Here is a 25,753-nt window from a genome sequence, read left to right as displayed (position 1 = left end):
CAAACTTTTCTAGTATTTCGGAAAAGCATACCTAGCTATGGATATTTCTACTGACCTCAGAGACGACAAATAAAGCCAACACCATTAACTCTACACTCAAAATGCTCAGGCTTACGGCATTTTCTTCAACCTTTAATTCCATTGCATCTCATTAAGTGCAATGAAACATACTGAACTTGCTCTAACACGGTAAGAGGTTTTAATGACAATAATTCAACTTAAACGCGAAGTGATCTGTTTTGCTGGCGATTCTGGAGATGGTATCCAATTACTTGGAGAACGCTTTTCAGACAACTCGTCGAAACAAGGAAACGATGTCATGACGTTACCTGATTATCCAGCTGAGATACGGGCTCCGGCAGGAACCACATCTGGAGTATCGGCTTTTCAGATGCAATTTGCCTCAACAGAGATTTATACTCCTGGCGACGATTTTTCAGTCTTAATCGCTCTGAATGCCGCTGCATTAAAAACCAAAATCTCACAACTCGTTGAAGGCGGTTTGGTGCTTATTGATCTCGATGGTTTTAATAAAAAAAACCTTGAGCTTGCTGGCTATGAATCGAACCCATTGAGCGATGGTAGCCTCGCAGATTATCGAGTGATTAGTGAAAGTTTTACGCGTTTAACCGTTCAATCTCTTTCTGAGTTAAACATAGCGCCTAAAGTAGTGAAACGAAGCAAAAACTTTTTTATGCTTGGTATTGTTTTATGGATTTACAGTCGTCCGCTAGAACCGACCATTGAATGGCTAAATAATAAATTCGCTGACAATCCGCAAGCGAGAGAGGCAAATACTTTAGCCATAAAGTCGGGATTTAATTATGCTGAAACAACCGAAATATTCAGCGACTGTTTTCAGGTTGCTCCCGTAGCAGATAAAGCTGGCTTGTATCGTACTGTTTCAGGGAACGAAGCATTATCGCTTGGGTTAATATGCGCAGCAGAAAAACTCCAACGCCAGCTATTTTTGGGCTCTTACCCCATAACACCCGCCTCAGATATTCTACACACACTATCAACCTATCAACACTTTGGGGTCACGACATTCCAAGCAGAAGATGAGATTGCAGCTGCTTGTTCAGCTTTAGGTGCATCTTATGCTGGCGGTTTAGGAGTCACATCAACGTCCGGCCCTGGATTATGTTTGAAAGCAGAGACCATTAACCTTGCCGTGATGGCGGAGTTGCCAATGGTTGTTATCAACGTACAACGTGGAGGCCCCTCCACTGGCCTACCGACTAAAACAGAGCAATCAGACTTGCTTTTGTCTTTGTATGGTAGAAATGGGGATTCACCACTCCCAGTGTTGGCTCCTGCCTCTCCTGCAGACTGCTTTGATATGGCAATCGAGGCATGTCGAATTGCCACTATATTTATGACGCCAGTGATCTTATTGAGTGACGGTTACTTAGCAAACGGCTCCGAATCTTGGCTCGTGCCCAACCCTGATGAGATTAAGCTCACTGCCGAGGCTGCAAAAGCAAACATAAGCCCGTTTTATCCCTATGCCCGTGATGACGTGTATTACAGCAGAGAGTGGGTCACGCCTGGTACAAAAGAGAAAATGCACCGCATTGGAGGGTTAGAAAAGCAAGCGATTACTGGCAACCCTTCTCATGATCCTGAAAACCACCAGCGCATGACTGATGAAAGAGCAAAAAAAATAAATAACATCTGCCATTTCATCCCTAAACAAACGCTAACAGGCAGTACTCAAGACTCACTGCTAGTGCTAAGTTGGGGAGGCACGCAAGGTTCTGTGTCGACCGCAATTGAGCATCTGAGAAATCAAGGCGCATCGGTTGCCCACGCCCATATTAAATATCTAAACCCGTTTCCAATCAATTTGGAAGAGATCATTAGCCAATTCAAACATGTGCTTGTTTTTGAGTTGAATAACCAACAACTCGTCAAAGTGATTCGCTCACAATATGCCATTTCTGCACGCTCCGTAACCCAAGTTAAGGGGTTACCATTCAAAGTTCACGAGGTCATTGAGTCTATTAACCACCACCTGAAGGATATTAAAAATGACGACTAAGGTACTCAACCGCAAAGATTTCGCATCTGATGTTGAAGTCAAATGGTGTCGAGGCTGTGGTGATTTTAACGTATTAAAAACGATGCAGTCCGTTCTAGCACGATTAGGTCGAACTAAAGAGAACACCGTATTCATCTCAGGGATCGGCTGCTCATCTCGTTTTCCTTATTATCTCGATACTTATGGATTTCATACGATTCACGGCCGTGCCCCTGCCATCGCTACTGGTGTAAAAGCTAGCAATCCAGAGTTAGATGTTTGGGTCGTAACCGGCGATGGTGACGCACTGAGTATTGGCGGAAATCACTTTATTCACGCGATTCGACGCAACCAAGACATTAAAATTTTGCTTTTTAATAATGCTGTCTACGGACTTACCAAAGGCCAATTTTCTCCGACAAGCGAACAGGGCTTCATTTCTAAGTCGAGCCCTGAAGGCTCTCCCGATCAAGCGCTTAAACCTTTGGCATTGGCAGCATCCGCAGGTGCTACGTTCATAGCACGAACATCAGACAATGATCCTACACACATGACGATGGTGTTAGAGGCTGCCGCCGCGCATTCGGGCACTGCTGTGGTTGAAATCCTACAAAACTGCGTCATTTTTAACGATAAAGTGCACGAACCTTACAACGGCCCTGCTAATAGAAGCGAACATCTACTTTATCTCTCAGATAATGAACCGTTATTGTTTGGTAAAACACACTCAAAAGCGTTGATCAATAGAGGGTTTGGTTTCGAGATTGTCGAATCAGAGGCCCCGAACCTTTTGCTCCACTCCAGTCAATGCGAGGAGTCATACTATGCTTATGCGCTTGCTAACTTGAGCTATCCAGACTTTCCCGTACCCGTGGGCGTTTTTCGTTCAGTGACTCGACCTACTTTTGATCAGGTCATTCGACATCAAAAACACCAAGCAACTCTAAAATATGGTCAAGGCGACTTAACCGAATTGCTCAAACAAAACAGTTATGAGCGTCTCTGCTAACAATTGAAAGAGCCAACTATTGAGGTAACCTTTCCTGCAAAGATGAAACTAAAAGGTTTCCGATTCTAGTTGGCGACTTGCTGAATGATGAGTTGATAAGGAAGTGTGGTGGTTGCAGATATCCATCACACTAAAAAGAGGCTCTATAATGAGCCTCTTCTGTTTTTTTAAATAGTGACATCCTCACTCTACTGAATGGTTTCTATCGTATTCAGCGCTTGCCTTTTTCAGCCCTTCTAAATCGTCTGAACATAACAACCTCTTCAGACTGTCGATTTTCTTATCAGGCCAATCATATATCCTAAGGGCGAGCAGTTCGTCTATCGTCTCTCGAGAAAAGCGATATTTGACATGCTTAGCTGGTGAGCCTGCAACCATGCTGTAAGGCTCAACATCTTTCGTCACCACGCTGTTTGCCGCAACGATTGCTCCTTCTCCGATAGTCACACCCGGCATTATCATGGATCGCATACCGAGCCAGGCGCCATCGCCAATGTGAGTATCTCCTTTCCCGACGTACGCTTCTTCAATAAAGTCCATAAATGGGTACAAGGAGAACCAATCAGCTCTATGTGTACTATTTCCCCCCATAACAATCACAACTTCCGCTGCAATACAGACAAAGTCACCTATATGTAACTTATCAATCTTCCATTTTGGTTCCCAATCTCGGCTGAACTCATCGCCTTGTAGATATCTTACAACGGACTCCTCAAAACCGGCGTCCCAAAAATCACTGTAATAACTATGTTTACCTTTAATCGTTATATTTGGATTCGTAACAACTTCATGTAGCAAAGTCACCTTAGACCAATGCTTAGTTTTCATGAATACTCCTATAAATACTATCGAATAAAACAATGCAGATAGTATGTATCTAAATAAGCTCTAATAATTACGTAGTGCCTATTACCACTAAAATTTATTTCACCACCGAGCTAATAATATTGTAAGCAGCCTCTACTCTTTCTGCATTAGGGTAGTTTTTATTCGCTAGAATCACTATGCCTATTTTTTCAGAGGGTACATATGCGACATATGCCCCAAAGCCACCTGTTGAACCCGTTTTGTTATACCAAACGTCACGACCGAGAGTACCGGATACACTTGCTTGAACCGGTTTAGCGTTGAGAATTACATCGCTGGAGTTACCCTTCAATAATTGCGAAAGTGAAACGGGGTAATCATAACCTTCCCATCCTACGGCTTGTGTAAACGTGTCGGTATCAAAATACTTAGTATGAGTTCGCTCTAGCGCATTTTCTATATCAGAATTAAGTTGCGCTTGACCCATATTTGCTTCGATATATTGAAGCATATCTAAGCTTGTTGATTTAATACCATAGGCTTGTGCATCAAGAATACCTGGATTAACTCTAACGGGTTGTCCCTCAGAACTATAACCAAAAGCATAGTTGTTAAGCTGATCCTTTGGTACATCGACAAACGTATTGGTCATACCGAGCTCAGGTAGGATGACGGTTTCCATCATTTCCGTATAGTCTGACTTCATACTCAAAGCACCGATGTAGCCAAATAGACCAATACTAGGGTTTGAGTACTTCCTCTTAGTACCGGCTTCGTACTCCGGCTTCCACGTTTTGTAGTACTGCATCATTTCAGCGTCGTTCGTTACTTCGCTAGGGAATTGTAATGGTAGACCACCTGCAGTGTAGGTTGCGACATGAACTAGCTTGGTATTACCCAGAACACTATTTTCTAATTCTGGAATATAATCTTTGACCTTGTCATCCATATTCAACTTACCTTTTTCTTGGGCGTACCCAGTCAAAGTAGCGGCAAAAGTTTTACTGATAGAGCCGAGTTCAAAAATAGTGTCGTTAGTGACTAAACTCCCCTTACTTTCGTCAGCGAAACCGTAATTGTAAAAATAACGCATACCATCAATCGTTACTGCAACAGCCAACCCCGGAATGTCGTATTCGTTCATTAATCCTTTAGCACATTCATCAACTACGCTCTTTAATTGACTGCTAACCGTTGACTCCGTTTTCGCAAACGTGACGAAAGAAGTGAGCGATAAAATAGCCACCAAAGCATTGTTTAATTTCATTGAACCCTCAATTTTTAATTTTCACTTATAATTAATTTCTAGTTTATTCCAAGGCTTTTAGCTTTTTATATAAAAGTAATCCTGACTTGAAGAACTCCAATCGTTAACCCCCGATCAATAACACTGTGTCTTCAAATTTTTAGTGCGATATAAACAGGTTTAAACCTGATCACCGTTGATAGGTAGGCCGATTAGATACGAATGTAAGTAACATCCGTTTGCAAAATGGGGAAATAATGTACTTAATTACGCTTTCTCCATATCACGATAACGGTATACTAGGTAGATATACCTAATGTATACAGATCCACATCCTCACAACGCTTTAGAACCACTTTTCAACGTCTACAGAGAAAACGATGCCATTTTCACTACACTTCGAAACTGGAAAAGTCACCAGCCAAAAGCTTTATTCCGAGATATACCAAGGGATATTAGAAGGCAGATTACGATCAAATGAGAGATTACCGTCGACTCGCATGTTGTCAAAAAAGTTAGGCATAGCAAGAAACACTGTCATTTCGGTGTATGAGCGACTTCAGTTCGAGGGGTGGATAGTAAAAAGGCAGGGTCTGGCACGTACGTAAGTAATGTTCTAGAACAAACGGTGAATCAAGATAAGAGACCAATAAAACACTACCAACTAGGGGTGTTTGGCACTAACGCAGCGAAGAAGCCAGAGATCATCGCACCAAAGAATCTAGACTATGACTTCACTTTAGGCGTTCCTGATCATCAGAGAATAGCAAAGCATATTTGGCGACACTCAAGACTGAGTAGGCTCAATGCATTAACTCCAGAGTTTGCACATGGTGGTGATTTGCAAGGGTTAGCTTGTTTACGAGAGTCTATCTGCGAGTATGTAAGACATTCGAGAGGCGTAATCTGTGATCCTGAAGACATCATCATTACGCAAGGATGCCAGCAGGCAATAATGACGACTCTCCTTACATTACTCTCTCCGGGCGACCTCGTGTCGACGGAAGATCCAGGATATCCTGTTTTTCGAAATCAAGCTCGATTGCTTGGCGCGCAAATAGGCACCGTGCCGATGGACGACCAAGGCGTTATCGTTGAATCAATCCCTTCTAATACCAAAATTATTTATACAACGCCTAGTCATCAATTCCCTTTAGGCTTTAGCTACTCCGTTGAAAGGAAGTTAGAACTGCTGAGATGGGCAGAAGTTAATAACGCAATCATTATCGAAGATGATTATGATGCGGAATATCACTATCTCAATACCAGTAAGCAAGCTCTCAAGTCACAAGACAAAAATGACTGCGTCATTATGGTAGGCAGTTTCTCTAAAATACTATTTCCCGGCATACGCATTGGCTATATGATTCCACCAAAGTCTTTAATGGAGCCAATTTCAAATATGTTGTGGCACTTGGGAAGAAGTACATCTGTAGTGTCTCAAATCCTACTTGACGAATTCATGCGTGACGGTCATTTCTCTCACCATTTACTCAATATGAATAAAATCTATAGCGAAAGGCATCATAAACTCACTCAATTAATTGACAACATAGATTGCTTACAACGTATTCCAAGCCAAGGTGGATTGCATATAGCAGCTGAAGTATCGGGATGCGCGACACAAATGATGAATAAGCTTGCTTCATCCAATGTAGCGGTTTACCCATCATCGCATTTTTCTATCAACAATCATTCTAATGCCCTCTTATTTGGGTTTGGCATTATCCCTACCCCAAAAAATAGAAAAAGCATTTGATATTATTCAATCAGTATTAGATTAAACCGAGATAGTAGCAAGTATCTCATCCTAAAGCAGATATAAAATTGCCCCTTCAAAAATGTCATAAACTTAAAGAGTCATAGACTTATGAAGAGGCAATATCAAACTATCGTTTTGCTCGGTATCAATTTATCGTCGTGTTATCACCAGCAGAGTCAGGGCAACTGCGAGCTTGGAACGCTTTACAACCCAATAAGGGTTCACTACGAATTGTGTCGCTCTAACCCGCTTGTTTTGCTTCAGCCCCAACACTATATTTCTTCGACTGTAAACGTACTAGGTTCAAAGTAAAGCGACGTATCACGCATTAATCTCCAGTAATTTACCATACCGCTTCATGATCACTTGGGATACAAATTATCGAAAAATACCAAACCATAAATTAATACACTGATAACGGCTCAAAAAAATAACGAAGTTGTAGCGCAATTATATCAACATCATTTTCATGTAAAAAATAACGAGCGCCTTGGACACCGATCTCCCAATTATCTGAGAGGTTGTAGCCAACTTCTGCACCAATATATCCATCAAAACCATCCACTTCCGTCGTTATCTTGCTGCCTTGATACGTACTTTCAATATCGGTATCCCAGAACAAGCCCCCTAAACTCAGTTTTGCGGACCATGAATTGTATTGCCAGAACTTATAACCGATGTCGAAGCCTATGCCCTTAACAAGGAGTGGTGCTATAGATGCGACACTAACGTGATAGTCTTCTGGTGAAGTAGTAGCACTACGCAATGTTGCACTACCTTCACCCATATCAATATAACGGATAGTTCCTGACCATTGCTCAGAAAAAGCATATCCAAACCCAATAGAACGGTAGAGCCCGGTGTTGTCAGTAGAGATTACGTTATCACCTTTAACAGCATCACGCTCATCTGCATGGCTTGACCCCATTTGAACATCAACATACCAACCCGCTTGACTGCTAAAACTAAACACAGCAATTAGTGCTAAAGCACTGTTTCTTCCATAACGTTGTATGACTCCTAACAAAATCAAAAGCATCAACACTATGCCACCCAATGCTCCTGCTGAAGTATTTTCAACCTTTACATCTCTTACCAACTTAACGGTCACTATAACTTTCCCCGCGTCTTGCAGACCTTGGCTATCTTGAATGATATATGTCAACACATCATTGCCTTCAAACCCTGAGGTAGGGGTATAGGTCACGCCCTGATCTGCATTCATGACCGCCTGCCCATACTGTGCTTGGACTGAAACCAACTTCAATGTGTCGTTATCCGGATCGGTATCGTTAGCAAGGACATAAACCGTGACAGGAGTACGATCATCGGTGGTAATATTATCGTCCACCGCATTCGGATTCTGACTGTTTACAACATTCACCGTCACCTTCGCCGATCCGGTTCCACCATTACCATCCGTTACGCTATAAGTGATCGAAGCCTCACCGTAGTACTGTGGTTGAGTGACATAACTTAGTTTGTTATCAACCACACTAACACTACCAATATCTACGGAAGCACGACTTACCTTCAGACCATCACCATCAGTATCGGTATCATTGCTCAATACATCGATCGTCACCGTACCATTGATACTAACAAACGCATTGTCGTCAATCGCTTGAGGAAGTGCATTATTGTTTACACGAGCGGCAACGACGCCAGGATCAACGACACTGCCATTAGCCAATCCGTCATCATCGTTCGGGCCACCGTCTTCAATGGTAAGTTGTACACACCAGTCACCTTCAGTCAGACCCTGTGACCATGAACTGTGCCCTGGTGGCGGACAATAACCAGCCTCGCCAGCACTAGAAGAAACTGTGTTTTGAGCATCCTCAATAAAGTCTATCCACCCCTGTTCAGCGTTATACTTTCGGTACACTGCATTTGCTGGAACAGGTAAACGCTGAGGTATAACTAATTGATAGCTTTGACCGGGAAGCGGCAAATTAGTTACTACAAAATCAAAGATTCCCCCTATGCTCTTCATATTGATATCTTTAGGAAGCTCCTCATCCAGCAATAAAGCTCCTCCTGTCGTGTTAGTCAGAATGGTTATTCCTTTGCGTAAACAGACACCAGGCTGCCCCTCAATGAGGAAGCGATCTTTTTCTGACACAACCTGTTGAATTACGTTACAGTCAGAAATTGCATCAAGATAGTCAGGGATACCATCACCATCACTATCATTATGACCTTCTTGATCATCCGGGATTAAGTCGCCATCACTGTCTTCACTCCCGAGCTCCGCCAATGTTTGTACCACTTCTAAATAGACATTCCGTGTCACTGATAATGGTGGAGTGCCATTGTCAGTAACTGTCAATTGCAAATTGTAAATCGCTGAACTCAGTAATTGCGGAGAGAAAGTCAATGTTTCGCTGTACATCTGCCCCGCAATCGCTTGGTTAAGTACATCGCTATCACTACTCCATCTGAAACTGTGTATATCGGACATATTTGCATCACTAACACTGCTTGTGATTGTGACCGGTTCAACACCATTTTCAATTTGGCTCCGCTGCTCCCCCGCCTGAGATACACTTACCGTGACCTTCGGAGCCACATTCTCTTCAAAGATTGTCAAGGTGTAACGACGCTTACTACCTAGATTAAGGGTGCTGTCCAGATCAATCACTAAGGTTTCAACGCCTTCATTTTGTCCATCATTAAGTAGTTCGAACGAAAGTTTGCCTTCGGTACCACTAGGTATCACCACTTCACCAGAGGTGAGCGTGTGGTCATCACTGTCCGCGCTTCCTGAAACCGTATAAGGTATGATTACTGGGTAGCTCGGCGAAGGACCGTTAAGGTGTATCGATACGCTATGGTTGGTGCCTTCCGTGGTTTGCGCATCTTTGGAGATACTTATCAGTGGATACACTGTTACCGTTTGACTAGCCTCAGCGACGTTTCCATCAGAGTCTTGAGTGCGCCAATAGACCGTATTAGTTCCAGGTCGGAAAAAGGTCGTGCTGTCGACCAATGAAACAGGTAATAGCTTGCCTGTACTATCTCGTGCCACAGCAGAGCCTAATGCAACTTTAGTAAAGAGCGAAGTTGCGTTCACTTCGATATCTGAAGGTGCGGCTATTGTTGGTGCATCCAATTTCGCACTTTTAATTGTCACGATTGCTTTCGCGGTGGCCTTTCCACCATTACCATCTTTCACACTGTATTGCACTGCCACTGTACCAATTGAGGTCGTTACCAATTGGATTTGACTGCCCACAATCGTTGCCGTTCCAGATGTAGGTTTAACCCATTCCAGTTGTAATGTATCTAGGTCAATATCGCTGTCGTTGCTGAGTACATCCAATAAGTAGCTACCATCGTTACTCTCGGTAAAGACATAGGTATCATTAACCGCCACTGGCTCATCATTGACGTTGATTACCGTGATGCTAAACGCTGCTAGAGATGTGCTTAGCTCACCGTCTGAGACACTAATAACAATATTATTGGTGCTGCCAACATGCTCATTTGCCGGCGTACCACTTAGCAACCCAGTTGCTCTATCAAAGGTTGCCCATGATGGTTTATTGCGGATTGAAAAGCTCAAGCTACTACTATCAACATCCGATGCCTGCAGCGCAAAGCGATACGTACTGCCTTCGTTGACGGTAAGAGCAGGAGTGCCACTGATCACTGGCGCGTCATTGACATTGTTAACCACAATACTGAATCTATTGAGCATTGTGGTCGTGAGACCATCAGAAACCGAGATAACAATGCCCTGATATTTGCCAACATCACCATTATCTGGTGTACCACTGAGCGTGCCTGTTGATGCATCAAAGCTAGCCCAAGATGGCTTGTTCACGATACTGAAGGTGAAGGCTTGGCTGTCAACATCTGACACTTGTGGCGTGAACAGATAGGTGCTGTCTTCATTAACTTGTGTTGCTGGTGAGCCAGAGATAACGGGTGCATCGTTAACGTTATTCACAGTAATCGAAAACGCTGACAATGAGGAAGAAATAGTGCCATCGGATACGCTAATCACGATATCTGGATAAGTCCCCACATCACTGTTACTTGGCGTGCCAGAAAGTGCTCCTGTTGTCTTGTCAAATGTAGCCCAAGGTGGCTTGTTAGCTATCAAGTAGGTCAGAGTATCCGTTGGGTCATCGTCCAATGCCGCGGGCACAAACTGATACACACTATCTTCATCCACTTGCGTCGATGGGGTACCCGTAATCACTGGCGAGTCATTAACGTTATTCACCGTGATGGTCACTAACGCCACTCCAGAGGTAAGTTCTCCGTCACTTACGCTGTAAGTGAAACTGTCCTGACCAAAGAAGTTACTGTTACCCGTATAAACCGCGTGATTGCCTGTGACGGTAACATTACCGTTGACTGGCGATTTTACAATTTGATAGCTCAAAGATGAGCCTTCTGCATCGTTACCATTTAAAGTAATGGTCAGCGGTATCTCTTCCTCTCCCGTAGCACTGATATCGGTCGCGGTTGGTGTATCGTTGACTGGATTAACCGTCAAATCGACACGAACCTCTGTCGAGTCGAGATCACCGTCGTTGACCTTGAACAAGAAGAAGTCGGAGCCATTGAAGTTCGCTTCTGGTGTATAGCGCCAACCATTATTGGTCAACTGCTCTAGAACGCCATGACTGACTTGCTCAGTGATAAGATACTGCAGAGTGTCATCATCGTTATCAATATCTGAACCAACCAACGTGATCACCAAACTATTGTCTTCATCAAGCGTTTGTGACTGTGCTTGCGCCATTGGTGCGTCGTTGACTGGTGTTACCGTCATGGTCACTGTTGCGACGTTAGATACAGCACCTGCTAAGTCTGCCACCGTATAGGTGAAGCTGTCTTCACCGAAGTAGTTCTCATTGGGGTTGTAAACAATCGCTCCTGACGCCGTCACGTTCACACTGCCATATGCTGGCGTATCGACGACTGTGACACTAGTGAGTTCAAAGCTGTCTCCAGCATCGGCATCACTATCATTGCCTAATACGTTGACCTCGAAGGAGCCTCCCTCTAGTAGTTGTGCACTGTTATCAACAGCAACGGGGGCATCATTCACTGGCGTAATATTGAGCGTGACGGTTGCTGGCACGGAGACAGCTTGACCACTATCGGTTAACGTGTAGGTAAAGCTATGTTGACCATTAACGTTCGCTGTTGGCACAATCTTTAAGGTCCCATCGGCATTGACACTGACCGTGGCAAAACTGTATCCCCCCTCTCCTTGACCAAGATCTTGCAGGGTAATACTACTCGGGGTGAATGACCCATCTTCAATATCACTGTCGTTACTTAAAACATCGAGTGTCGATGTGACATCTTCATCAAAGGTAAAACTGTCTGCCTCCGCCACTGGTGAGTCATTGACGGAACCGATATTGACGTTGACCGTGGCCGCAAGAGAAACGCCGCCTTCACTGTCTGCGATCGTGTAAGTAAAACTGTCGCTACCATTTTCATTCGCATTCGGCGTATATACAAAAGTGCCTACAGCTTGATCAATGGCGACTTGTCCTTTTTGAGGCAAACTAACTAACGCTAAATCACCCGTTGGGATGCCATCTTCAACATCCTTCGCTTGACTGCGCGCGGTGACTGCTGCGCTTGCGGTATCTTCGTCAGTGTTAATGGTCAGCGCTTTCGCGACTGGCGCATCATTTATAGCCTTGATAGTTACGGTTACTGTCGCGTCTTGTGACTCCTGTAACAGGGCATCTTTCACGGTATAGGTAAAGCTATCCGTGCCTGTCTCATTACTATTTGGCGTATAGGTAACAACGCCGTTGCTGATCGACACCTGACCTTTAATTGGTTGCGTTTTAATCGTTGCAGAAGAAGCGACCATGTCATCATTAACATCGGAATCGTTGGCTAACAGATCAAATTGTTTCGCCGTATCTTCCTCAGTCGAGAAGCTATCATCAACTGCCGTTGGCGCGACATCGTAGCGTTTAGTCACCGTATCCGTCACTGCATCAGATGCGTTGCCTGCGGCATCGGTTACCACCACGCTTACTGTCAACGTCCCCTCTTGCAAACCAGTGACGTCAATGCCCGTTACTTGCATGGTCTCCGAGGAGATTGTTTGACTAGCGCCGTCAATGGTCGTGGTACCGTCGGTAACGCGATAAGTGAACATCGCGTTCACTTCAGCTGCGGCGAAGGTAAAGCTCATCGCCTGTTCGTTGGTTTTGTTAATGCTCTCCTGATCAATGCTGATGCTATGTCCAGTCGGGATCCCCGTATCCACTGAAATCAACAACTGAGTCGCTGCAGTATTGAGGTTGCCTGCAGCGTCGCTAAATTGCTCTGCTGCAACATCAATAGTTGCATCCTCAGTGCTTTCTTCTGCAGGTGTAAAGGTAGCCGTGTAACTGGCGCCACTGCCCGCAAAGTTAGAAAGAGTTCCGCCAGTAACGGCCACATCGGCTTCGGCAAAATCAGTTGCGGCTTCACTCAAGGTAAACGTGAGTGTTGCCGTTTCACCCGCTTTCAGCGCAGAACTGGAGCTAGTGATACTGACGGTTGGAAGCACAGTATCGACGCTGATGGAAAGTGGTGTTGCTGCGCTATTGCTGTTACCAGAGGCATCGGTAAATGTGCCTGTGGCAACATCAATGGTGCCGCTCGCCACACTCTCTTCCGTTGGTGTAAAGGTCGCCGTGTAGCTGCTATCACTGCCCGCAAAGTTGGACAAACTGCCGCCAGTGACGGTGACATCTGACTCAGCAAAGTCACTTGATGACTCACTTAAGGTGAACGTGATACTCGCCGTTTCGCCAGAGATCAAATCGAGGTCTGAGCTGCTCAAAGAAACAGTTGGCTGCACGTTATCTAACGTAAATGTTTTGCTAGCTGCACTGGAGGTGTTGCCTGCAGCATCGCTCTGGCTAGCCGCGACCGTCAGGGTGCCGTTGTTAAACGCACTTACATCAGGCTCACTGCCGCTCAACGTCCAGTTGCCTGAGTTGTCGGCCGTCACCGTACGACTGGCATAATTGCTGTAGTCCGTGATGGTCACGGTCACGCTATTGCCTGCTTCCGCGCCGGAGCCAACAATCAGCACGTCGTTGTCTTCTGCCGCATTGACGATGCCATCAGTTTCAATCGGCGTAGTGATGGTCACAGCTGATGGTGCGGCGTTATCCAGGGTAATGCTCTGGGTGGCGGCGGTGGAAGTATTACCTGCTATATCTGCTTGGGTTGCAGATACCGTCAGGGTGCCATTGTTAAACGCACTTACATCAAGCTCGCTGCCGCTCAACGTCCAGTTGCCTGAGTTGTCGGCCGTCACCGTACGACTGACAAAGCTGTTATTGTCCGTGATGGTCACGGTCACGCTGTTGCCTGCTTCCGCGCCGGAGCCAGCGATCAACACATCGTTATCTTCTGTCGCATTGACGATACCGTCGGTTTCAATCGGCGTGGTGATGGTCACTGCTGATGGGGCAGCATTGTCCAGGGTAATGCTCTGTGTGGCTGCGGTGGAGATATTACCTGCTATATCAGCTTGGGTTGCAGACACAGTCAGGGTACCATTGTTCAGGCCACTGATATCCAGCTCGCTGCCGCTCAGCGTCCAGTTGCCTGAGTTGTCGGCCGTCACCGTACGACTGACAGAGCTGTTATTGTCTGTGATAGTCACGGTCACGCTGTTGCCTGCTTCCGCGCCGGAGCCAGCGATAAGCACATCGTTGTCTTCTGCAGCGTTGACGATACTATCAGCCTCAATCGGCGTGGTAATGCTCACTGCGGATGGTGCTACTGTATCAATGGTGACACTTAACGCGTTGGATGCCGAGCTAACATTATCATCGCTATCAGACGCTTTAGCACTTATTGCATGTGTAATACCAGACGCCAACTCATTGGTTGTTATCTTCCAGTTTCCTCCAGTAGCAGTGCCTGTGCCAATAACCGTTGCACCTCCACCGACTTGATCACTGTATAAAGTAACGATCGATCCACTCTCGGAAATCCCACTAAACGTTGGAGTAGTGTCACTGGTAATATTATCAGTATTTAATGATCCGGTATCCGAACTAGCATCTAAATCGGGTGTAGATGGCGCATTTGGCGTGGTATCGACCGTAGTAAAGTTAAATGTGGCATCATCGCTGATCCCAGCAAAGCTATTATTTGCGGTGTCAGCCACGGCACTGGATTCAATATGAATGGCGTAAGTCCGGTTTCCTATCAGATCACTGGTTGGGTTTAAATAAACTTTATCGTTGGTAACACTGATGCGGCCAGCGCCTGGTGAAGTTGTTGTGCCATCGCTTTCGGTGGCAACATTAAATACTTCAAAATCGCGACTGTCTGTAACATTACGAATGGTAATATTGCCGCTCTTCAGCTCAATATTCTCATCAAAGGCAATCTCGATGTTGTTGCTAACAGAAACATTGGTTGCATCATCAGTGGGGGTTGAGCTCGCACTGACAAAAGTAGGCGCGGTTGAGTCTGAAACCGCAGCGTCATCAATCTTGATACTTCTGATAAGATAACGAGAGTCAGCACCTGGACTTCGGGTAAACGCCATAGTCACTGTATCAACGTCCTGCCATGCCGGATCAGTAAAGTCTGTACCACGGGTCAGGGTAAACAAATCCTGTAACCCTGAGTTTGCTTCACCACCTTTTGGCAAGGTGACAGTTTCGGTCACTGTTTGAGTATTATTAGAGAAGCCAGTTAACACAAGTTGATACGTTTTATCTGAGTCTCGGGCCGACCCCTGCATAAAGGTAATTTCGTCGAAACTGAAGTTAGTACTTGATCTCTCAAAAAAGCGGAAGCCACGATTGTTGAACTCATTAATCATGGTATTTGAGAAAAAAACACCAGCTACAAACCCGAGGTCATTTAGGCCAGTAAACGGAGTGCTATCAGTGCTATTGCCAGCATCTAATACCATAGACACAGCACCTGTATTGGTAAGAGTGACCGAGGGCATACCCCCAGTGACGCCTGTCTCCACCTCACTAAAATTGGAACCTGAACCATTAGAGTAGTTAATCGTTTGCTGTGCGGCCCAGGCTTCACCGGAAAAAAACGCTGAGGACACCCATGCTGTTGTAATTGCGATCGCTACCTGACGACGTAATCTCATTTTCCTCTCCTGAAGATGACGGCCTTATCAACATAGCCGGGTTATCATAATCAACTTAAATATTTAATTTTTTTATAGGAAAGGATTAGCGAAAGTTTCAGCCAATTCTTTCTTGGTTGATTAGCTACGCGGTGGGTATACTCCCGCAGTGGCAATTAACCAATTAATCGGCAATACCGGGCTCAAAATATTAAGTGGCTCTGAACCGCCTGTTTCAGTCACAGTTACAGTACCTCCTTCCGAGCCACCACCAGACACACTTAAGCCTTCGATCTCAGTCAAATCTGGTTGCTGAAACGTCGGTTTATAGAACCCAGGGGTAGAGTTTTGCGCTATATACGAATTACTATCGGGTACCTGTGTATTTGCAGCATTGGTAGCAACCTGCATCCTGCCTGTTACAGGTGCAGCAGTGCCAAGAGGGGTAAAAATTGCCGTATGTAAGTGTGTTGGCATTTGGGTTATATCAATAGTTACCAGTTCAGTACCCAATCTTTCTCCCTGATGATAATCCATCCCCCCAGGTCGTGTGCCTACACCAACTGGACTGCGACCACGCAAATCAGGTAAACCAAAGGTAGTTCGGGCGTCACCTCCGTATAGAGTGCTAACTAGAGAGAAGAGTGCTGGATTATCTTCAATTGCCTGCATTTGCCCCGAGCACATTGCCCAATTTCTAATTGCAAAATTGCCGCCAAATGCAGTTAGTGTCCCAAGATACGGTTCTGTAGCCATACTGTTCTTCCTTTTAACGTATACACTTAAGTTAAAACCAACCCATAATGTAATTGGTGTGGTTGGTTAAAACTTTCCAATCTCGCATTACTAAATACCGTTACGGGCTTCATTAATGCCGCAAAGAGCCGTATTGAGATATTTCTTTACTCGCAGGCTGAAGCGTGCTGAAGCAATGACATCCCAGCGTCCAGCCCGGCCATTTGCGCGTAGCGATAACCCGAAAACACACCTTGCGGTGTAGCAATAACATCTATTGATATTGCGCTATCTAACGTTTTCACTTGCAACCCATGTTGTGGGCTGATCTCGAGAATGCTCCCCGCCTCAACACCGACTAAAGAAGTCTCAATTGCGCTTGCTTGCAAAACATTGGCGACACCATTTGGCAAGCTCAACATCGCACCTCCTAAGTCATGATTGCCTGCTCGCACTAAGTTGACGATTTCGCGACTCGTTTGCACGTTCCAACGAATGTGCAGATCATGTTGGTTTACTGCTCGTGCCACTTCGTTGGGGTTTGATACTTGCTCACGCCAAACCAGCCCTTGCTTTTGTTGCGCGATGAGGAAGTCATACATCAGCTTAGCCGTCATTTGTGACGCTTTTTGCTGAGCACTGGTTAAGGTCTCAAACGGGTGAAATGGTACCTCTAACTCCATTCCTATAGCGCCAGAATCAGCCGATGCCTCAAGACGATGCAGGGTGAGGCTAAAGGTGTCTAAACCGTCTCTTAATTGCCAATAGAGAGGCATCGGGCCTCGATACTCGGGCAGCTTTCCCGGATGAATGTTGTACAAGTTTCCGTTGAAAAACTGACACAGCGAGGAATGAACTATGTGCCTGAACAAATAGATGACGCCATCCGTGACTCGCCAAGCATCGAGTTGCGCTATCAAAGCACTGCTGTCATTGGCGGTATACTGAGCAATATGAATCGATTGAGCGCTCAGATAGCTCTGTAGCTGCTGTAAGTCAGGATTTAGTTCTCCTTCCGGTACTACCACGCCCGCCAATTTATGCTGTTGTGCCAACAACTGAATGATGGGCAAGGCGTAACAACTTCCTGTAAAAACGACGTATTTTTGCTGCATATAGAAATCATCCATGGGTGGCGACAAAACCTGGCAATCCGGTTAACTGATAATAGAAACTGACCTTATCCCCTCCCCTCGCTTCGAAGTAATGGTGTTCAACAGCTTTGGGCTTGGCATCCACATAAAAAGTCATGTCGGGTTTAGGATGGGTAATACCAGAGTCGTATTGTCCGACCATCGCATCTCCGTAAGTATCGATATGGCTGTAAATGGCCAGGATACGTTTTGCCATATCTGGCACATCTTTCGGCAGCTCAATGGTGTTGCCTTGCAGCATTTTTATTCCACCATCTAGCTCAAAAATCTCGCTTTTGAGCAACATGGCTTTATTGACGTTAAGAATTTCTCCCAGATCAATTCGATCATCTATCGCTTCCGGTTGGCAATGGTTGGAATGTGCATACTCTGCTTTTTCCCATTGTTGATTAAATTCCGTCTCCCCGATGACCATCATGGCGCGCACAGATACCTGATTGGGGATCATTTCGCCTTGAATATGTAAATATTGAACCAAATGTTTCGCGATGCTGAGGAACCCTTCCCGACTAAAGCCATGCTGCATCGCTTCAAGTATCAGGAGATCAAACGTTTGAGTTGGCGAAAATTGGGTAGCATCTTCTTCCACTAAGGCTTCAATGTAGTCTGCGATATCAAGATCCGCGATCAATTGATTGAGTGCTTTAATCGCTCCGGGGTGAATATCTACTAATGTCACCTGAAGCTGCTCTGCGCTAATCCGATCACTTTGTTTGTAGTGAGCAAGTAAAGGCAGCAGCAACGGTGCAAAGGGGCCGCAAGCTGGATAAAGCACTTTAACCTGTGGCTTGTTGGCAAGCATTTGTTGGATAGCTTTGTTTGTACCACACGCAAAGCCTTTAATTCGGTACACATCTTTGATGGTGTGTTTACAGTTAAGTGGAGACATCACCAGCCCAGATGTGGAAATGTACTGTCGGGTCAGTTCCTCTTGAGTGAGTTTAGCCAGAGAAAGAGATTGGCAAGCGTTGCCATACATGCTCTGAAAGGCTTGCACCAGTGTTCGGTGCTCAACTTTCGTCTCCTTCAATACGAGCTCAACTGCCGCAGCGAAACTCTCTTTCAGTTGCCGTTGGCGTTCAGCCGTGCTGAGTTGGTTTTGGAGCATAGCCTCAAGTTGAGTCCGTAATGAGTACTTAAGCAGCTCATCCATTTCGGGTTCAGCAAAACCAAACTGTTGAGTTTGTTGCTGCACTTCTTCAACACCGACCGTCTCACGAGATTGAGGACGTTGCTGGTAGAATTCTATAGGTGAGCCCTTTTGCATAATTCATGAACCTCAATTGCCGCTGTAGCAGTAGTTAATGATGTAAACAAGCCTGTACTTGAGAAAAACATACGCCATAAGCTCGGCGTTATAATATCTGAGCTCACGGATCTAATTTCATAAACCGTACTGACAAAATTGGGCAGAAAAATTGAGATAAAAACAGTTCCAATTCTGGAAATTCAGAGAGTAGTAAATAGTTAGGGTAATAGGCCTTTCGATAGGATTCTTCTAAAGCAAGCGCTTGCCAATCCCCTCGATAACAAGATCGTTTGACATGTGGCAGCCACGCAGTCTCCTTGATAGAGGTAAGCGCGGCATTCAAGTGTGGTGTGATATGAAATCCTTTTAACAGGCAGAAAAAGCCAATATCCATTGTATAAAGCCAACTATTTATAATATTGAAATTAAAATTATTTTTATCGGCAGTTATTTAGAAAGTGCCGATGTTTAATTTATAGACTAGAAAAACTTAACTCGCCAGAATAGAAATAAAAAAAACACTAAAAATAAAATTGTCAATTTATATCTTTAAAATTAAAGAATTTAATTGTTAAGGTTTAATATAATCCAATATAAGTTGAAGGTGTGCAATCTTTCAAAATATATACATTTAAAGATATTTCAAAAAACTTATTAAGAAAAACATGAATTCACAACAATAATTATCAAAATTATTAATAACAAAAACACGACTAATACAACAATGAATTAAGGTAGTTTGAAGATTAAAATGCCCATTTCATTTTCGTATATAACATTTTAACTACTAGTATTATATGTGGTGAAATAAGATAAATTTGTTCACTCAACATATCCAATCGATTCAGGTTTACTGGGAAAAGCTATACGTTACAACGGAGTGAAATATGGCAAATAGGGATGGAAGAATTCCACTCAACGTATTACGACTCAAAGAACTGAGAAAGAAATTAGGACTGAGCCAAGAAAGACTGGCGGAAGAATGCTTTCAACAGGGTTTTGTCGTATCTATTGCTTCCATAAAGCGAGCAGAGTCTGGGGCGAATGTGCTGTATCGTACCGCATCCAACCTCGCGGAATACTTTTCTGTCCCCGTAGAGGACCTCTTAATAGATCGCGCCTCAGAACCATTACTTACAAATGTGTCTTCATCACCACCATATTTTTTTATTTTTGCAATCGAAGCAAAGTGTGATTTGACCGCAAAGACTCTGCAAACATTACTTTTCAGCCAAAACACTACACCCATAATAAAAAACCGGACGTTTGTTCTTACTTGGTCTATACAGGAATCGGACGAATATGTTTTTGAACGAATTCGACAACTAGCCCTTCAATTACAGGTTGCTCTTTCGGCTTCGATTCGGTCTTTTATCAATGTGAAATACAAGCATCGAGTCACTGAGCTATCGGAACATCCGAATGCGATAACCCCAATCAATGAAACCCTAGTTAAAATCCCTTGGGGAGAAATAGCTGCTTGTCCTTGCTTTATCTCGTCCAATTGTGCCAGACCAATAAAACCGTTTCTAACAGGAGAGCCAGACTTCAAAAACTGGCATCTTGTATCCTTACACCAAAGCCATACTGACTGTTTTGTAGGGCGTAAACTTGAACTAGAAACATTGAATAGCGGAATCAAGCGATGGCAAAAACAAGAAGCAGGCCAAACATATTGTATTACTGGTACCGCAGGGATAGGAAAGACCAACCTACTCAACCAGGTCATTGCGTCTTTGAATCGATCTTCGTGTTTAACCACAGAGATTCAAATCCTGAATCATGGCAGTGCTGATCTCTTGTCCCCTCAAAATATATTTACTCGGGCAATTTGTTCATTTACTCGTGAAGATACCGATGATTCTATTCGTCAGCAAACTGTCGAGTCATCAATTCCGTCTTCTTTCCACCTCTGCCTTTATTGGTTAATGGGGGTAGCACTCAACGAATCAGAAAAGCAGTTGCTGAACTTAATGGAGTTCCAAACGCTGAAACAAACGATAGAGCAATCTATCCCTTTCTTAATTCAACAACGGCAGACCAGCAAACCGCACTTGATTATTGTTGAAGATGTCCATTGGGCCGACGAGGTAATGTTGGCATTTCTTGAGACACTGCTACCTCATATTACAAACACCAATATTTTGCTCTTTCTGACGTTTAGGCAGCAAAAACGACTTAGTTCCAAACAATCTTGGTTTACCAACGTGAATCTAATCGAACTTAGGGAGTTATCATCTGAAGAGTCTTACGAGTTAGCTTGCTCAATCACATGCCAACAGAATAAACATATCAATGACTGTATAAAGCTTGCGAAAGGCCATCCTCTATACTTGCGCCAAACACTGCTTTGCTCTCAGTTTGATAAAGACGTTCCGGAGTCATTGGAACATTTAGTTTCGATACAATTAGCTCAACTTCCAGCCCAAGATCGCCAAGCACTCTGTACTGCCTCTGTGTTGGGGCAGTGCTTTCAACTGGAGCAACTGCGTGAAATCACTCGAATTCCCGGCTACGTACCAGATAAGTTAGTCGACGCTGGCTTAGTAAAACTCAATGGCGATCAATACCTTTTCCATCATGATTTGATTTGTAATGCTGTTTTCCGTCAAATAGACAAGTCACAGTGTTCCAAAATACACATGGCCTGCGCAAAATGGTATGAGAACCGAGATCGATTCTTATATGCCGTCCATATCAATCATGCCAAGGGCGAAGATGTATTTACTGTTCTTGAACAGACCGCCAAACATTACCTGAGTAATTATCAGTTTGAAAAAGCACTGACACTTATTGAGTACGCTATTAAAGAGTCACCTAAAGAACAGATGGCGTATGCACTAAATATGAAAGGAAACTGCCTGTATTCGATGGGACGCATCAAAGAGAGTATTGAGGTTCTTGAGCAAGCGGTTCATCACACAGAAAATGATCCTGAACGTGTTCAATACTATTTAGACCTCATTAACCCCTACCGCATAACCGACAACTTTGTACAAGCGATGTCGATTTTAGACCAAGCCCAAGCTCTGTGCGAAAAGCTGACGTTAAATAAATCTTTGTGTGAAATCCACTCGATGAGAGGTAATATGCTGTTCCCTACTGGGCAGCTAGACGAATGTGAGAAAGAACATTTACTTGCATTAGATTACAGTCAGCGAGCAAACTGTTTTCGCGCGAAAGCAAAATCGCTTGGCGGCCTCGGTGATTGTGCCTACGCACAAGGAAAAATGGCTCGCTCATACGAGCACTTAACCGAGTGTTTGCAATTGTGTGAAGAGCATCAGTTGCTTTCGATTGAAACTGCCAATCGCTACATGCTGGCAACAGTGATGATCTATCAACTGCAATCTGACGAAGCACTAAAACAGGCTCAGCATGCCTCGAATCTTGCCTATCTCACGGCAAACCGCCGAGCAGAAATTGTTTCCAGGCTTACGGCAGCATGGATCTTTCTCGACCGTAATGTATTGGTGCAAGCTGAAAACGAAATCTCGACCGCTCTGCAACTTTCAAAACAGCTTAATGCTCATCGATTTGTCGCTTTTCTTTTGGAGTCCAGTGCAAGATTGCACTGGTATCAGGGAAAAGAGGAGAAAGCCCTTTCGGACATCGACACGGCTCTAGAGCTTGTTCATATCAATAAGCTACACAATTTTATTGGTCCTTGGCTCGTATCTACCAAGGCACTTATTTGTGGCGATGAATCAACGGCCCTCTCCGCTTTGCGCACTGGTGAGGCTTGGCTAGAATCTACCTGTGTTGGTCATAACTATTTACGCTTTTACCAACAAGGAATCCAAGTAGCGTGGCAATATAAGCAGCCTACGCTACTTCGAAAATATCGCGATAAGCTTGCTAACTTCACCCGAGAAGATCCGCATCCATGGGGTGATTTTTATATTGAACAAGCGAATCTGATGCTTGCCTTACTCGACCAGTCCAGCTCCGTCTCTGAGTTGTTAAACTTCAATCAGGCCGCGCGTAAGCATCAACTGAACCAGGCTCAAATAAGTGTTGATGAGCTCGACCATTGGCTCTTCACATCTACTCAACCATGAAATATTCAATAAACGAAGAAAGTCGACTAATTGCACCGTCAAATCCTCTTGTTTGCTCGATTTACCTCGTCAAACACAGATATTCGAAACCATCGAATATCTGTGTTTTGGCACAGTGTCATCGCTGATTAGATTTATGCTGGCGCAAGATCACTTTGCTCCACCTTAAAGTTTTCGATGCTAGGAACATGCTCAGGTAAAAGTAGAGTAACGCGTTGATTTGCTACTTCAATCCATTTACCTGAACTATTTTTATATCGATAAAATGCCACGCCTGACTTCCAATCATCATTAAGTAGGATATTGAGCGTTACGTTGTGAAGATCTGCTCCTAGAGGAGCAATACCTAGGTAAGGCTGGTAGCCCTGCAACGTCACCATGATATGACAATCACGCATCGTGCATTGATAGTTGAAACTGCCATTGAGATCAGACACCACATTTAACGGTGGGTTAATGGCCTGAAAGATATGTCCTTTACCCACTATTGATTTGTCTTCGCTGGCCACGAGTAGATTAACATCGAAGTTCACTCCTCCAGGTAAGCCGTTGCCAATTTGATAATGAGCAGTAAAAATTGCTTGTGATTCTTTTGATTCCATTTTCATTGTGTTCTCCAACTGAATTTATTGTCGTTAGTGACCCATTCAATGTAGATAACACGTCATTCAAGTTCAGTATCACTTTAGGCTCAGATCTACTTGACTACATAAATTATCTACGGTCACGCAGATGCCGCTCGTTCTTTTCATCAACCAGATATTATTGCTCTCTCGCTGATGCTTTTGGCGATTTGTACAGAACAACTGATACCAAACTGATATGGCGAACATATGCATGCGGGTTAATATTTAAACAACTATTCAATACATAAGCCAAATGGAAAAAATAATGGAACAAGAATGGATGCAGGGAACTAAAGAAAACCAAGTGGTAGAACAGCACCCTAACCCTCAAATACAACGCCTCGCTGTACTTAACGCGTACTCAATCTCAATCAATAATGCCAAACTGTTTATTCAGAAAATGGATAAATGCGGTTTTCCTAAAGAGCGACTACTGACACCTCTTGAAAACACGGTTTCACCGGTTCCCGGTTTGAACCAATATCAAGTCGAGTCACTCATCTTCAATACTCGCTATCAACACCAACCCTTTGTCATTGTCATGTGCGAAAGTACGCAAGAAGTTCAACAAGCCTATCTAACAGCAACTCGATTCAGTCTCCCGATTCGTGTTCGCTCAGGAGGGCATGATCACGCAGGTGAATGCAGTGGTGACAACGTCATTTTGATTGACGTGAGCAGAATTAAGACCTTCCAACTGTGTGACAATATTGCCACCATTGGTGCAGGCTATCGCTTCTATCAACTGACACCAAAACTTGCAGAGCATGATCGAATGATTGCACATGGAACCTGTGCCACAGTTGGGTTGACTGGCTATATTCAAGGCGGAGGATGGGGCCCTTGGACGCGAAAATACGGCATGTGTTGTGAGCACCTAGTGAGTGCAACCGTGGTATTGGGCGATGGTACGATCACAGAAGTCTCAGCAGAGTCCAACCCTCACCTATTTTGGGCACTAAGAGGCGGCGGAGGCATGAGTTATGGCATTGTTACCGAGCTACGCGTAAAAACATTCCCTTTACCCAAAGAGATCCACCGCTTCGAACTTCAGTGGAACCTTTACAAAAAAATCAACGGTATGCTTCAGCCAATACCATCGCACCCTACCATAGATGTGCTAAAAAATTGGGAACAGGCTATAAAAAGTCTCGATACGGCTAAACTTCTCGGCACCAACTTGCAAATTGATGCTCTGCCTGATTTACCTAACCATTGCGATATCGACACAATAAGCCATCACTGCACTATGTACGGTTACTGGGAAGGAACAGTGCAAGATCTTCACCAATTTATAGCCGTTCAATTTGGCGCTTGCTTCCCTGATTTAGTTCAAGTCTATGAAGCACATGGCACTGACTTTAACGGGAAGAAATACGATCACTCCCTGATGAGCACATGGGGGCGCGATTCTTTGTGTCAAAGCGGTTCTCCTTTCCCTCCCGATTATGACGCCCCAGCACCTCACAAAATCACTTCGCGATTGGTGTCAGAGCGAGGTCTTAAAGCAGAAGGCTATACTGCACTTTTGCAAAGCTTAACTTCACCTTTGATAAAGTCAGAAAACCGCGATCAAGGGCTATTTAGTTACGTAACCTTAGGGGCGATCACTGGCGGTTTTTATCATCACTTAGACGATCTTGAAGACATATCTTTCCCCTACCGCCAGTGTCAATATACAGTCCAATACCAAACCTGGTGGAATGAAGAGATCAAGCAAAAACTAGAGCTACAAAATAACCCAGTACTTGTTGATGTAAACAGAGCCATGGACTGGATTGATAAAGCCAGAGAAGCTGATATACCGGGAACCTATGGTGCCTTCATCAGCTTTAAAGATCCGGCAATTCCGACAAGCGTTTATTTTGATCGAAGCTACCGCGACTTAATCGGTATAAAAGAGAAATACGCTAAGGATAAGTTTAATCATCTTAGAACTAATAAGACCATCATTTAACATCAATATGCATCTTAAGAAGCATAT

Annotated in this window: 13 protein-coding genes; 6 read left to right on the top strand and 7 right to left on the bottom strand. The window is 44.3% G+C overall.

The features are described from left to right. The first annotated feature begins 202 nt into the window (after positions 1-202). On the top strand, positions 203-2,044 hold the full coding sequence (locus tag NDJ01_RS21350) for a 2-oxoacid:acceptor oxidoreductase subunit alpha (protein WP_258587298.1): 1,842 nt from the start codon (positions 203-205) through the stop codon (positions 2,042-2,044). Then, positions 2,034-3,032, top strand: a complete 999-nt coding sequence (locus tag NDJ01_RS21345; protein WP_085343961.1) for a 2-oxoacid:ferredoxin oxidoreductase subunit beta — start codon at positions 2,034-2,036, stop codon at positions 3,030-3,032. Before NDJ01_RS21350 ends, NDJ01_RS21345 begins: the two co-directional genes overlap by 11 nt. A 183-nt stretch (positions 3,033-3,215) precedes the next feature. Here the strand turns inward: NDJ01_RS21345 and NDJ01_RS21340 are convergent, their stop codons facing one another. Together NDJ01_RS21340 and ampC are read right to left on the bottom strand one after the other, a co-directional pair. After that, a complete protein-coding gene (locus NDJ01_RS21340; RefSeq protein WP_258587297.1) occupies positions 3,216-3,860 on the bottom strand; it encodes a CatB-related O-acetyltransferase in 645 nt (214 codons plus the stop codon). A 94-nt stretch (positions 3,861-3,954) separates the two neighbouring features. Next, positions 3,955-5,106: a class C beta-lactamase gene (gene ampC / locus NDJ01_RS21335; RefSeq protein WP_258587296.1), complete on the bottom strand. Its 1,152-nt coding sequence runs from the start codon at positions 5,104-5,106 to the stop codon at positions 3,955-3,957. A gap of 359 nt (positions 5,107-5,465) precedes the next feature. Between ampC and NDJ01_RS21330 the strand changes: the two genes are divergently transcribed. Both NDJ01_RS21330 and NDJ01_RS21325 read left to right on the top strand, forming a co-directional pair. Then, positions 5,466-5,693 (top strand): GntR family transcriptional regulator, encoded by a 228-nt coding sequence (locus NDJ01_RS21330; protein ID WP_258587295.1) that lies wholly within the window; start codon positions 5,466-5,468, stop codon positions 5,691-5,693. Then, the gene (locus tag NDJ01_RS21325; RefSeq protein ID WP_258587294.1) at positions 5,657-6,844 is read left to right on the top strand and encodes a PLP-dependent aminotransferase family protein; all 1,188 of its coding nucleotides are present in this window, start codon (positions 5,657-5,659) and stop codon (positions 6,842-6,844) included. Before NDJ01_RS21330 ends, NDJ01_RS21325 begins: the two co-directional genes overlap by 37 nt. Positions 6,845-7,250: 406 nt before the next feature. On the opposite strand, the gene NDJ01_RS21320 is transcribed toward NDJ01_RS21325, so the two are convergent. The 4 genes from NDJ01_RS21320 to NDJ01_RS21305 form a co-directional block, all read right to left on the bottom strand. Next, the gene (locus NDJ01_RS21320; RefSeq protein WP_258587293.1) at positions 7,251-15,965 is read right to left on the bottom strand and encodes an Ig-like domain-containing protein; all 8,715 of its coding nucleotides are present in this window, start codon (positions 15,963-15,965) and stop codon (positions 7,251-7,253) included. 120 nt (positions 15,966-16,085) lie between these two features. Further along, positions 16,086-16,700 (bottom strand): phage tail protein, encoded by a 615-nt coding sequence (locus tag NDJ01_RS21315; protein ID WP_065645138.1) that lies wholly within the window; start codon positions 16,698-16,700, stop codon positions 16,086-16,088. 146 nt (positions 16,701-16,846) lie between these two features. Further along, positions 16,847-17,794, bottom strand: coding sequence for a formyltransferase family protein (locus tag NDJ01_RS21310; protein WP_258587292.1), 948 nt, complete (start codon positions 17,792-17,794; stop codon positions 16,847-16,849). 7 nt (positions 17,795-17,801) lie between these two features. Further along, on the bottom strand, positions 17,802-19,100 hold the full coding sequence (locus tag NDJ01_RS21305; RefSeq protein WP_258587291.1) for a hypothetical protein: 1,299 nt from the start codon (positions 19,098-19,100) through the stop codon (positions 17,802-17,804). A gap of 869 nt (positions 19,101-19,969) precedes the next feature. On the opposite strand from NDJ01_RS21305, the gene NDJ01_RS21300 reads away from it, so the two are divergent. Then, positions 19,970-23,143 (top strand): AAA family ATPase, encoded by a 3,174-nt coding sequence (locus NDJ01_RS21300; RefSeq protein WP_258587290.1) that lies wholly within the window; start codon positions 19,970-19,972, stop codon positions 23,141-23,143. Positions 23,144-23,277: 134 nt separating this feature from the next. Here the strand turns inward: NDJ01_RS21300 and NDJ01_RS21295 are convergent, their stop codons facing one another. Next, positions 23,278-23,751 (bottom strand): DUF1842 domain-containing protein, encoded by a 474-nt coding sequence (locus NDJ01_RS21295; RefSeq protein ID WP_104970567.1) that lies wholly within the window; start codon positions 23,749-23,751, stop codon positions 23,278-23,280. A gap of 283 nt (positions 23,752-24,034) precedes the next feature. On the opposite strand from NDJ01_RS21295, the gene NDJ01_RS21290 reads away from it, so the two are divergent. Next, complete coding sequence (locus NDJ01_RS21290) at positions 24,035-25,726, top strand: FAD-binding oxidoreductase (protein WP_258587289.1); 1,692 nt, start codon at positions 24,035-24,037, stop codon at positions 25,724-25,726. The last annotated feature ends 27 nt before the right edge of the window (positions 25,727-25,753 follow it).

The sequence above is a fragment of the Vibrio sp. HS-50-1 genome, from assembly GCF_024747315.1.
Taxonomy (GTDB): domain Bacteria; phylum Pseudomonadota; class Gammaproteobacteria; order Enterobacterales; family Vibrionaceae; genus Vibrio; species Vibrio diabolicus.
Note: the sequence above shows the minus strand (reverse complement) of the source record. Positions and strands in the feature narration are given on the sequence as shown.

Excerpts from the sequence above, each read along its gene's own strand:
- NDJ01_RS21350 (WP_258587298.1), top strand. The coding sequence starts at position 203 with ATGACAATAATTCAACTTAAACGCGAAGTGATCTGTTTTGCTGGCGAT.
- NDJ01_RS21345 (WP_085343961.1), top strand. The coding sequence starts at position 2,034 with ATGACGACTAAGGTACTCAACCGCAAAGATTTCGCATCTGATGTTGAA.
- NDJ01_RS21340 (WP_258587297.1), bottom strand. The coding sequence starts at position 3,860 with ATGAAAACTAAGCATTGGTCTAAGGTGACTTTGCTACATGAAGTTGTT.
- ampC (WP_258587296.1), bottom strand. The coding sequence starts at position 5,106 with ATGAAATTAAACAATGCTTTGGTGGCTATTTTATCGCTCACTTCTTTC.
- NDJ01_RS21330 (WP_258587295.1), top strand. The coding sequence starts at position 5,466 with ATGCCATTTTCACTACACTTCGAAACTGGAAAAGTCACCAGCCAAAAG.
- NDJ01_RS21320 (WP_258587293.1), bottom strand. The coding sequence starts at position 15,965 with ATGAGATTACGTCGTCAGGTAGCGATCGCAATTACAACAGCATGGGTG.
- NDJ01_RS21315 (WP_065645138.1), bottom strand. The coding sequence starts at position 16,700 with ATGGCTACAGAACCGTATCTTGGGACACTAACTGCATTTGGCGGCAAT.
- NDJ01_RS21310 (WP_258587292.1), bottom strand. The coding sequence starts at position 17,794 with ATGCAGCAAAAATACGTCGTTTTTACAGGAAGTTGTTACGCCTTGCCC.
- NDJ01_RS21305 (WP_258587291.1), bottom strand. The coding sequence starts at position 19,100 with ATGCAAAAGGGCTCACCTATAGAATTCTACCAGCAACGTCCTCAATCT.
- NDJ01_RS21300 (WP_258587290.1), top strand. The coding sequence starts at position 19,970 with ATGGCAAATAGGGATGGAAGAATTCCACTCAACGTATTACGACTCAAA.
- NDJ01_RS21295 (WP_104970567.1), bottom strand. The coding sequence starts at position 23,751 with ATGAAAATGGAATCAAAAGAATCACAAGCAATTTTTACTGCTCATTAT.
- NDJ01_RS21290 (WP_258587289.1), top strand. The coding sequence starts at position 24,035 with ATGGAACAAGAATGGATGCAGGGAACTAAAGAAAACCAAGTGGTAGAA.